The organism is Corallococcus exercitus (genome assembly GCF_003611585.1).
Lineage (GTDB): Bacteria > Myxococcota > Myxococcia > Myxococcales > Myxococcaceae > Corallococcus > Corallococcus exercitus.
Map to the genome: position 1 here is coordinate 1 of NZ_RAVW01000453.1, position 7,423 is coordinate 7,423.

The window sequence follows — 7,423 nt, forward strand, 5'->3', positions numbered from 1 at the left end:
TGCTGCTGTTCAGCACGTTCTGGGGCCTGGCCGCGGCGTTCGCGCTCTGGTTCAACTGGGGCCACTGGGTGGACCTGTCCCACCACTGGACGCAGCGCGACCTGTTCTGGCGCTACTACAACCAGCGCCAGGCGGGAGAGCCCATCGCCGCGTACATGATGAACTGGCGCGGGGAGACGTTCTACTCGCGCAACACGGTGGAGCAGTTCCGTGCGGGCGACGCCAACACGCGCATGCGCCAGTACGTGGCGCGGCCCGGCCGCGAGTGGGCGCTGGTGGAGCACAACCGCGTGAACCTGCTGAGGACCGCGGTGGGCTCCGACAAGACCGTCACGCTCATCGATCGGGACATCAACAACAAGTTCGTGCTGGTGACCATCGAGTGAGCCGCCCCCTGCCTGTTGGTCGCGTGGAGTCCCCCGTGGAGGGAGGCCTGCGCGTGCGCGGGCTGGCGAAGCGCTTTGGCGAGCGCACCGCCGTGGAGGACCTCACCTTCGACGTGCGGCCCGGGGAGGTGTTCGGCCTCCTGGGCCCCAACGGCGCGGGCAAGACGACGACGGTGCGCATGCTGACGGGGCTGCTCAAGCCCTCCGGTGGCGACGCGGAGGTGTGGGGCCACTCCGTCACGCGCGACGGCGAGTCGCTGCGCAAGGTGGTGGGCCTGCTCACCGAACAGCCCGGGCTCTACGACCGGCTCACCGCTCGGGAGAACCTGCGCTTCTTCATGAAGCTGCATGAGCTGGACGAGTCCGTCGCGTGGCCCCGCGCGCAGCACTACCTCGACCGGTTCGGGCTGGGCGGCCGCGAGGACGACGCGTGCGGCGGTTTCAGCAAGGGCATGCGCCAGAAGCTGGCCATCGTGCGCACGCTGGTGCACGACCCGCGCGTCATCTTCCTGGACGAGCCCACCAGCGGCCTGGACCCCGAGTCCGCGCGCACCGTGCGCGACGCGGTGGCGGAGCTGGCCTCCGAGGGGCGCACCATCGTCCTGTGCTCGCACAACCTGGCGGAGGTGGAGCGCCTGTGCGAGCGCGTGGCCGTCGTCCGCCGCCGCCTGCTGGCGCTGGGCCCGGTGCGTGAGCTGCGCCGCGCGGGGCAGGCCCTGGACGTGCGCGTGGAGGGCGACGCGGAGGTCTTCCGGCCCGCGCTGGCGGCGCTGCCGTTCACGCCCAACGTGCTGGTGGAGGGCGGCCGCCTGCGGGTGATGGTGGCGGACGAGGCGCAGGCGCCGGACGTGGTGGCGTGCCTGGTGGGCGCGGGCGCGCGCGTGCACAGCGTGGTGCCCGCGCAGCGGCCGTTGGAAGAGGTGTACCTGGACCTGCTTCGGGAAGAGGAGACGTGAGCATGGCCTTCCGGCCGCGGCGCGCGTTGGCGGTGTTCTGGAAGGACTCGCTGGACCTGCGCAAGAACGTGGGCCTGCTCGCGTCCATGGCGGTGCTGCCGCTGGTGATGGTGATGGTGCCCATCGGCGTGGTGTGGACGTACGTGCGGCAGCCGGACCACTCCGACCTGCGCACGGTGGCCCTCTTCTACGACCCCACGCTGCCGCTGGGCGCGAGCGCGGCGCGCTTCCTCATCGACAAGTCGCTCACCGACTGGTTCGGCATGTTCCTGGTGATGCCCGTCTTCATCCCCATCCTCATCGCGTCCCAGAGCGTGGCGGGGGAGAAGGAGCGGCGCACGCTGGAGCCTCTGCTCGCGTCGCCCGTGTCCGCGGCGGAGCTGGTGGCCGGCAAGAGCCTGGCGGCGCTGGTGCCCGCGGTGGTGATGACCTGGCTGGCCTTCATCCTGTTCTGCGTGGGGGTGGACTGGGTGGCGTGGCCGCTGGTGGGCGCGCCGCTGATGCCCAACGCGCTGTGGGGCTTCGGCGTGTTCGTGCTCGCGCCGCTGTTCGCCTTCTTTGGCAACGGTGTCGCGGTGCTCATCTCCGCCCGCGTGAGCGAGGCGCGCATGGCGCAGCAGCTGTCCGCGCTGGTGGTGCTGCCGCTGGTGGGACTGGTGGGCGGGCAGGTGGCGGGCGTGCTCAAGGCGGGCCTGGGCTACTACGCCATCCAGGGCGCGGTGGTGCTGGTGCTGGACCTGGTCCTGCTGGGGGCCAGCATCCGGCTCCTCGACCGGGAACGTCTGGTCAGCCGCTGGGGTTGAGTCACAGGCGGGTTGGAGAGTGGACTGCCAGGGGGCCGGCCGGACGGGCAGGCGCCCGTGAAGCTGGTATGTTCCAGGGGAGGATGCCGGGGGAAGCGCGGTGGCGCTTTCGCGCTGGCGGCCCCGCATTTAGGGGTTGGGGTTACGAAGCTTTGAAGACCTGCCGCCCAGGCGGCCACGGAGGCGCTGAAACAGACATGGGGATCTTCGACAGCATCAAGGGCGAGGCGCAGCGGAACTTCATCGCCCGCGCGGACAGCGCGAAGGGCGAGATCGTCTACAAGTATCCGGAGAAGAACGTCCGGATGAAGACGCAGCTCACCGTGGACGCGGATGAGGTGGCGCTGTTCGTCAAGGACGGCAAGGTGGAGGGGAAGCTGGGGCCCGGCCGCCACACGCTGGACACCAACAACATCCCGTTCCTGTCGCGCCTGCTGGAGGGCTTCACCGGCGGCAACATGTTCATGGCGGAGATCTTCTTCGTCTCCAACCGCGAGCACACGGGCGTGAAGTTCGGCGGCCCCATCGGTGACGTGCGCGACCCGGAGACGGGCCTGGGCATCGGCACCATGGTGTACGGCGACTTCTCCATCCGCGTGACGGAGCCGGAGAAGCTGGTGGTGGGCCTGGTCGGCATGGGCCGCGCCTCCAACGAGGAGTTCCTGGGCTGGTTCAAGGGCCAGGTGCTCAAGGTGACGCGCGACCGCACCGCCGAGCTGCTGGTGAAGAAGAAGTGGCCGCTGCTGGACGTGACGAGCGGCGCCTACGTGGAGGAGATGGAGCAGGAGATCCTCGCCGGCTTGAAGCCGCACGTGGACACCTACGGCCTCACCATCGTCCGCATGGGCAACTTCGTCGTCAGCATCAAGCCCGAGGACGAAGTCACCCTGAAGAAGCTGTCCAAGGACGTCGCGTACTCGCGGCTGGCCGGCGGCTTCCAGCAGTACGCGCAGGGCCAGGCGATGCTCGGCGCGTCCGAGGGCATGGCCAAGGGCGGTGGCGGATCCGACGGCGCCATGCAGGGCATGGGCATGGGCATGGGGTTCGGCATGGCGCAGATGTTCGCCAACCAGCAGAACCAGCAGCAGCAGCAGCGCCCCGCGGAGCCCGCGCAGGCGGCCGCTCCGGCGGACACGCGCAGCCCGGCGCAGCGGCTCAAGGAGATCAAGGAGCTGAAGGACGCGGGCGTGCTCTCCGACGAGGAGTACAACGCCAAGCGCGCGGAGCTGATGAAGCTGCTGTAGTCCCCGCGCCTGTCGTGACGTGAAGAGGGCCCTGTCTCCCACTGGGAGGCGGGGCCTTCGCGCGTTTCAGGGGGCGGGCGTGCCCGGCACGGCGAGGCGCAGGTGTTCGTGCAGCGTCTCCGCGCGCAGGTAGAGGAACTGCACGTCGCCGAAGGCCAGCGTGGCGCCGTCGTGCAGCATCACCTGGGCCTTGAAGCCCAGCGGCGCGCCATTGATGAACGTCCCGTTCATGGACTGCGCGTCGCGCACGGAGAAGTCCCCGGTGCCCGCGTTCCAGCGCAGGGTGGCGTGGTGCTGGGAGACGGAGGGCTCCGGCACCATGAGGTCGCACGTGTCGGTGCGGCCCACGGTGAACTCCTCACCGTCCTGGTTCGGCTGGAGGAAGTGCACCTCCAGGTTGTCGAAGTCGCGCAGCATCGCGAGCAGCCGCTCCCCCATGCGCGAGCGGTGCGCCATGCCCACCGTGCGCATGCCCACCATGGCCGGAACCACGGACTTGAAGGCGGACTCCACGGGCTGCTGGATGAGGGCCACGGAGCCGGACGCGGCCCGGAAGGACTCCAGCGAGGCCCCCGCGAAGGGACGGAGCTGTTTCACGGACACCATGGCTGTGGACCCTACGTGCAACCGGCGGGGACGGGAAGGGCCCGAAAGGGCCTGGGCCTAGGAGGGCAGCGGCGTCGCCTGCGCGCGGGGCATCTGCTGCGGCCCCGAGGTGGGCGTCGTCGCGGGTGACGCGGGAGCGGGCGGCGTGGGCGAGTCGTCCAGCCGGCGCAGGTCCAGCTTCATGGGCACCTGGAGCGTGGTGCTCAGGCGCAGGAGCAGCACGTCCGGTGCGAGGCCATTTTCACCAATGGCCTGCGTCAGCTCGCGCGCGGAGGGCGCGGTGCCCCGGGCCCAGAGCTCCTTGAGGAACGCGCCCGCCTCCGGTGCGTGCCACCACGCCGGGCCGAAGCGCGCCTTCAGCTGCCCCTGGAGCTGCCCCGCCAGGAACCACGCCCGGAAGCTGTCGGCGGACTGGTAGAAGTCCTCCTGGTCCACCAGGTAGCGCGCCACGTCGTCCTCCGTCATCGGCATGGCGCCGGTGCGCGCCATCAGCGCGCGGTACAGCTCGCGCGGATCCACGTCCGTGCGGCGGTGCAGCTCCAGCTGGTAGAGCAGCCGGCCCGCGGCGTGGCGGATGAGGTACAGCTTGTGCGCGCTGGACGTCGCCAGGTACTGGGCGCGCTTGTCCGCGTCCCCCAGCACGCCCGCGTTCTCCTCCAGCCACACCGGGTCCTCCAGGAGGTCCTCGAAGAGGGCGGAGTACGCCTCGCCCACGGTGGGGTTGCCCAGCCGCGCCAGCTCGAAGCGCTGCTCCTGGGTGAAGGCCGTGTGCAGGAGGTGCCCCACCTCGTGCAGCACGCGGCCCTGGTGCAGCACGCCCGTGCCGGGCTTGAAGGACAGCCGCACGTCGGACGGCACCTTCACCGCCATGGCCAGCGGGCGCGGGTTCTTCTGGGGCAGGTCGCGCGCGTCCACCTTCACGTTGGGCAGCGCGTTCAGGTCGATGCCCAGCCCTGCCACGGTGGCCTGTGCCTTCGCCAGTGACTCGCCCTTGGGGAACGCGTCCTCCACCTCGCGCGAGCGGAACAGGCGCGGGATGTCCGCGCGCGTAATCTGGGCGAAGGGCAGCCCCAGCTCGCGCTGGGAGAGCCGCTCCATCACCAGGCGGTACGGCTCCTGCGTGGCCTGGAGCACCTCCTCCGCCAGCTGCGCCAGCCGCTCCAGGTCCGCCTGCCGCAGCTCACTGCCGAAGGCTTCGTAGGACTCGAAGCCCATCTGCTTCACCAGCTCTCCCGTCTTCGCCTCGCGGCGCACGAGCGTCTGGTTGAGACGGGTGAGCGCGGGCGTGGCCGCCGCGTAGAGCGCCTTGCGCTTGAGGGCGCTCTTCTCGTTGGCGAGCAGCCGCTCCAGGTCGTGGTAGCGCACCTCGCGCCCGTCCACGCTCAGCTTGAGCGACGCCTCCAGGTTGGCGGACGCGTCGTTGTACTCGGCCAGCTCGCGCGCCAGGAACTCACCGGCGAAGTGGCCGTGGAGCGCGGTGAGGGCGCGCAGTTCGCGCGGGTCCTTCGTCAGGTGCCGGAGCCGGTCGATGCGGCGCAGGTTCTCCAGGCTGAAGAGCGCCTGCTTGCCGCTGTAGGTGGCGGCGATGTCCACCGCCTTGCCCTCTGTCCAGTAGTCCCAGACCAGCCGGTGCTGCTCCTCCAGGAGGAGGGCCGCCTCCGTGGAAAGGGCGTTCACCTCCCCGGTCAGTTGCTCTTCCTCGCTGGGAGGGGGGACCACCACCGGGGGTGGCGCCTTGTGACAGGCGCTCAGCAGACACACGGCGGCGGCGAGGAGGGACGGAATCCTTGGGGACATGGGCCGCCCATGTTACTTCCGACCTGCCGATGCCCAACGTAAACCCATGGCGGGCGGCCCGAGGACGCCAGGGCCTGTACTCCGCCCTGCGTCAGTTCTTCGCCGGCCAGGGCTACCTGGAAGTGGAGACGCCGCTGCTCGTGCCCACCCCCGGCATGGAGCCGTACATCTCCGCCTTCGAGACGCCCTTCGTCCCGGAGACGGACCTGGGCAAGGCCCGCACGCTCTACCTGCACACCAGCCCCGAATACGCGATGAAGCGCCTGCTCGCTCAAGGGGCCGGGCCGCTGTTCCAGATCTGCAAGGTCTTCCGGAATGGCGAGGTGTCCCAGACGCACAACCCGGAGTTCACGCTCCTGGAGTTCTACCGGCCGCACGCGGACTACCACGCCATCATGGACGACCTGGAGGGCGCGCTCGCCCGGGCCGGCCGGGCGGCGGCGGACGCGAACGACGGCGAACCGGGCGCGGACCCCGCCTTCTTCACGCGCACGCCGTACGAGCGGGTGACGGTGCGGGACGCGGTCCTGCGCGCCACGGGCGTGGACATCCACGTGCACTCGGATGGCGCGTCGCTCAAGCGGGCGGTGGAAGCCGCGGGCGTGCGCACCGGGGACGCGACGTCCTTCGACGACGTCTTCTTCCACCTGTTCCTGCAGAAGGTGGAGACGGGCCTGGGCCACGAGCGGCCCACCTTCCTCATCGAGTACCCCGCGTCCATGGCCGCGCTGTCCCGGCTGAAGCCCGGCGACGGCCGCGTGGCGGAGCGGGTGGAGCTGTACGCGAAGGGGCTGGAGCTGGCGAACGGCTTCTCCGAATTGACGGACGCGGCGGAGCAGCGCGCGCGGCTGGTGGAGGAGCAGGAGCTGCGCCGCAAGCTGGGCCGCGCCGTGTATCCCCTGGACGAGCGCTTCCTGGAGGCGGTGGGCCGCATGCCGCCCTCGGCGGGCATCGCCGTGGGGCTCGACCGAATCCTCATGCTGCTGCTCGGGGTCCAGCGCATCGAGGACGTCCTCCTGTTCCCCGCGCACGGGTTCGTCTGATGCTCAAGGTGCTCCAGACGGTGTTCGCCGGCTCGGCCACGGTGGGCCTCACGGGCGTGACGTCCGCGACGGTGACGGTGCTGTCCGGGTTGAATCAGCACCCGGCGGCGGACAAGGTGCTCGGGGCCTGGGGGCGCTCGGCGCTCGCGGCCGCGGGCGTGCGGCACGAAGCCTTCGGCCTGGAGAACATCCCGAAGGAAGGCAACGTCGTCTTCGTGAGCAACCACCAGTCGCACTTCGACGCGATGGTGAACTTCGCGCACATCGACAAGCACACGCGCTACGTCGCCAAGGCGGAGCTCTTCAAGGTGCCCGTGTTCGGCCGGGCCATGCGCGTGGCGGGCAACATCCCCGTGCAGCGCACGGGCGGCGCGGACGACCGGGCCCGGCTCCAGGAAGCCGTGACGGCGCTGCGCGAGCGCGTCAGCGTGCTGTTCTACGCCGAAGGCACCCGCAGCCCGGATGGCGAGCTGCGGCCGTTCAAGAAGGGCGCGGCCACGCTGGCCATCCAGGCGCAGGTCCCCGTCGTCCCCATGGCCATCTCCGGGACGCGGCTCATCCTTCCCAAGGGCGGGCGGGCCATCCAGT

Annotated in this window: 7 protein-coding genes and 1 pseudogene; 6 read left to right on the top strand and 2 right to left on the bottom strand. The window is 70.5% G+C overall.

Translation table 11 applies throughout. The annotated features are described in order from the left end of the window. The 4 genes and pseudogenes from D7W79_RS35455 to D7W79_RS35470 all read left to right on the top strand — a co-directional run. Positions 1 to 386: pseudogene (locus tag D7W79_RS35455) on the top strand (ArnT family glycosyltransferase); the annotation flags it as partial. Next, positions 383 to 1,342 carry an ABC transporter ATP-binding protein gene (locus D7W79_RS35460; protein ID WP_244222147.1) on the top strand — a complete coding sequence of 320 codons (960 nt, stop codon included), beginning with the start codon at positions 383 to 385 and terminating at the stop codon, positions 1,340 to 1,342. The pseudogene D7W79_RS35455 and the gene D7W79_RS35460, both read left to right, overlap by 4 nt. 2 nt (positions 1,343 to 1,344) lie before the next feature. Next, positions 1,345 to 2,145 (top strand): ABC transporter permease subunit, encoded by an 801-nt coding sequence (locus D7W79_RS35465; protein WP_120529743.1) that lies wholly within the window; start codon positions 1,345 to 1,347, stop codon positions 2,143 to 2,145. Positions 2,146 to 2,342: 197 nt separating this feature from the next. Then, positions 2,343 to 3,389, top strand: a complete 1,047-nt coding sequence (locus D7W79_RS35470) for an SPFH domain-containing protein (RefSeq protein WP_120529744.1) — start codon at positions 2,343 to 2,345, stop codon at positions 3,387 to 3,389. Between the two features lie 66 nt (positions 3,390 to 3,455). On the opposite strand, the gene D7W79_RS35475 is transcribed toward D7W79_RS35470, so the two are convergent. After that, positions 3,456 to 3,995, bottom strand: coding sequence for an FHA domain-containing protein (locus D7W79_RS35475; protein ID WP_120529745.1), 540 nt, complete (start codon positions 3,993 to 3,995; stop codon positions 3,456 to 3,458). Between the two features lie 57 nt (positions 3,996 to 4,052). Continuing rightward, the gene (locus D7W79_RS35480; RefSeq protein WP_208729924.1) at positions 4,053 to 5,792 is read right to left on the bottom strand and encodes a chromosome segregation protein SMC; all 1,740 of its coding nucleotides are present in this window, start codon (positions 5,790 to 5,792) and stop codon (positions 4,053 to 4,055) included. Between the two features lie 29 nt (positions 5,793 to 5,821). On the opposite strand from D7W79_RS35480, the gene epmA reads away from it, so the two are divergent. Together epmA and D7W79_RS35490 are read left to right on the top strand one after the other, a co-directional pair. Further along, positions 5,822 to 6,835: an EF-P lysine aminoacylase EpmA gene (gene epmA / locus D7W79_RS35485; RefSeq protein ID WP_120529746.1), complete on the top strand. Its 1,014-nt coding sequence runs from the start codon at positions 5,822 to 5,824 to the stop codon at positions 6,833 to 6,835. Next, positions 6,835 to 7,423, top strand: a 589-nt coding sequence (locus tag D7W79_RS35490) for a lysophospholipid acyltransferase family protein (RefSeq protein WP_244222148.1), incomplete at its 3' end; no start/stop codon positions are given. The genes epmA and D7W79_RS35490, both read left to right, overlap by 1 nt.